The sequence below is a fragment of the Sciscionella sediminilitoris genome, assembly GCF_000737195.2.
Classification (GTDB): domain Bacteria; phylum Actinomycetota; class Actinomycetes; order Mycobacteriales; family Pseudonocardiaceae; genus Sciscionella; species Sciscionella sediminilitoris.
Window position 1 is genome coordinate 1 of record NZ_JALM01000135.1, and the last position, 2,542, is coordinate 2,542.

Below are 2,542 nucleotides of genomic sequence, written 5' to 3' on the forward strand. Positions count from 1 at the left end.
TTTCAGGGGAAGTCCAAGACTGGTGACGGCTTCTAGCGCGGTGACGTGAGTCAGGACGTCGGTGTCAGCGGCGTCGAGTGGGCCGTAACCGTCCAAGAATGCGGTCCTGAGGTCGGGCCGGTGTGGCCAGATGCGGGTAGCGAGCCGGGCGAGGTCGCGGGCAGCGAGGTCTTCGCGGCTATTTTCGAAATCGATGATTCGCAGGCCATGATTGGTGTGCCAGATCAGGTTGCGCGGCTGGAAGTCGAGATGGCAGGGGGCGATCCGGGCATCGCTGATCTTGGAAAGCTGGTGAAGGTGAACCCGAACTAGGTCGGTGTCACGGCGAGATAAGTAGCTGGTGAGGTTGCCTAGCCAGTATTCGCCGCGACTGGCGAGGTACTGCGCGATGTCCGTGGCCTCAGCACGGACAGGCAGGTGATGGAGCTTACGCAGGACAATGCCTGCGGAACGGTGTGCTTGGCGTTCCTCGGATGCCTCGAGGGAGCAACTGTCCAGTGGTTGTCCGGGAACGCCGGTGATGACGATTCCGGGGACGTTTGGCGCGACGGCAATGAGACGTGGTGCGGCGTCCTCAAGGTGCGTGGTCCAGGTTCGATATGCGTGGACTTCGCGCTTGTGCAATGTCGGCGTGCGATGGACTTTCGCAATGATCTCGGCATCGGACGTGTGGAATCGGGCGAGTGTACCGGTGGCATGTTCCAACGTCGGGGTGGTGATTGTGACCTCGGTCTGCAATTCGGCTTCGGCAACAAGTCGCAGCTCGGTGATGGGGTTGCAGTCCGGGGTCATCGGCCCTCCTCGCCCTGCGGTTCGAGGTGTCGGGTGTCGTTGTGGCCCGCGAGCATCCACACGCCATGGTCGAAGCGGTTGCGGTGGTACTGCCATCGAGTTAGACAGGCATGGCTGGTCACCTGCCCTGGGTGTTCTTGTCCGTCCAGAGCCAGGCGATAGAAGAGGGTGAAACTGGCTTCGATGGTCTCGCCGTGTGCGGCGATTAGGACACGCTCGCCGATGTGAGCTTCGAGGATCCTCTGCAATGTCGCGCGACAACGGTCGAGGTAGGTATTCCAGCTCTCCGCGCCGGGAGCGATCGCTTTGTTCGGATAACGCTGGGGGCGTCCGCCGAATCGGGTCTTGATGGTGCTCCAGGGACGTCCGTCGGCTTCGCCGTGGTCGAGCCCCCGCAGTGCGGGCATCACATGAGGTTCGAGGCCGAGCTCTTCGGAAAGGAGGGATGCGGTCTCGAGGGTGCGGCGACGAGGGCTGGTGTAGAGCGCGTTGATCGGGGTCGTGGCGTGTTCTCGGCGCAAACGGTGGGCCAAACGACTGACCTGACCGCGTCCGTGTTCGGTTAGTCCGGTACAGGTTCCTTCGCCGCCGACGCGGCCACTGACGTTGCAGTGTGCTTCGCCATGTCTGACCAGTAACAGCTCCGTCGTGACTGACATTGTCGTGCTCAGCTCCTTATCGGCGTTGGAGCGTGCGCCGCGGTGGCGACTTCATCTGCAGTCCAGGGCCGCACCTCTGTCCAGTCGAAGCAGTAGTGTTCACCAAGCCACGGGCTGGTCAGCAGGTGATGAAACTCCGCCCAGATCTGAAGGTGCTCCAAGGGGCAAACTTCCGGTTCTACTCCGAGACCCTTTGTGTAGGCGTGCAGTGCCATGAGGATGTGCTCTTGAGAGAGCGCACCGAAGGTCATTGACGTGGTAACGACCAACTTGGCGAGGTCATACCCGACAGGCGCAAGCGTGAGCGTGTCAAAATCAATCAGCACCGGCCCGTAACTGCGAGAGAGAATGACGTTGCGTGGGTTAGCGTCCTTGTAGAGCGCCGTGGGTAGGACGCTCGCCCGTTCAAGCCAGGCATCGACCAGCTGGACGGAGAGCGGACTGCGCACCGTCGACAATGCCACGAGCAAGCGTCCACGACGCGGTTCGGCGAATCCCGCAAGCGTCCGACCGGTGCCGAGCGGAAATGGCTGGTTGGCATCCACGCAGCGAAGTCCACGATCGCGGGCAGCGCGGTGCAACCTGCCCAGTGTCCGCGCAACGAGGGGCATATCGTCGGTGCTGGCCGTGGGCCCGGGGATATGCTCGAACTCGACTGTGGACCCCGTGCATTGCACGATCGCCGGAAAGAAGACCCCGGAACCTAAATCGGTCAACCACCGGTGATGGGCCACGGCAGTGTCGGCAGATGTGGGACTGCAGAACTGTTTGCGGAACGTTCGGATGCTCATGACGGGGTAGCAACGATATACGTGATGGTCGAGTCGGTGGATACCCCGCGCCCGTGTAGCACGGTGTCTAGGTGTTTGGCCAATGTCGGCGTGTTGTATCCGGACAGCTGGTACTTCGGATTGGTGACCAGGTATCGAGCGGCGTGCATCGCATCAGTGAAATGGAATCGATGCTGGTGATGCATCACGGTTTCGACCTGCAGATGCTGGCTGGTCCAGGTCTCGGCATTGCCGCTGTGGAACGCGTCGTATAGCGACGGACGGTGGTCGACATCGGGATGGGTCTGCTGCAAGATCAGG

General features: G+C 61.6%; 4 protein-coding genes. All 4 read right to left on the reverse strand.

The window, feature by feature from the left end; genetic code table 11:
- Positions 1-792 (reverse strand): phosphotransferase (locus AD72_RS33215; RefSeq protein ID WP_051899294.1); only part of this gene is annotated, 792 nt, incomplete at its 3' end.
- Positions 789-1,451 carry a histidine phosphatase family protein gene (locus AD72_RS35305; protein ID WP_031470614.1) on the reverse strand — a complete coding sequence of 221 codons (663 nt, stop codon included), beginning with the start codon at positions 1,449-1,451 and terminating at the stop codon, positions 789-791. The genes AD72_RS35305 and AD72_RS33215, both read right to left, overlap by 4 nt.
- Positions 1,452-1,459: 8 nt before the next feature.
- Complete coding sequence (locus AD72_RS33225; protein ID WP_031470615.1) at positions 1,460-2,242, reverse strand: phosphotransferase; 783 nt, start codon at positions 2,240-2,242, stop codon at positions 1,460-1,462.
- A partial coding sequence (locus tag AD72_RS37365; protein WP_031470616.1) for a hypothetical protein occupies positions 2,239-2,542 on the reverse strand: 304 nt, incomplete at its 5' end. The genes AD72_RS33225 and AD72_RS37365, both read right to left, overlap by 4 nt.

Bases quoted from the DNA above. Each gene is read 5' to 3' on its own strand.
- AD72_RS33225 (WP_031470615.1), bottom strand. From the start codon at position 2,242: ATGAGCATCCGAACGTTCCGCAAACAGTTCTGCAGTCCCACATCTGCC.
- AD72_RS35305 (WP_031470614.1), bottom strand. From the start codon at position 1,451: ATGTCAGTCACGACGGAGCTGTTACTGGTCAGACATGGCGAAGCACAC.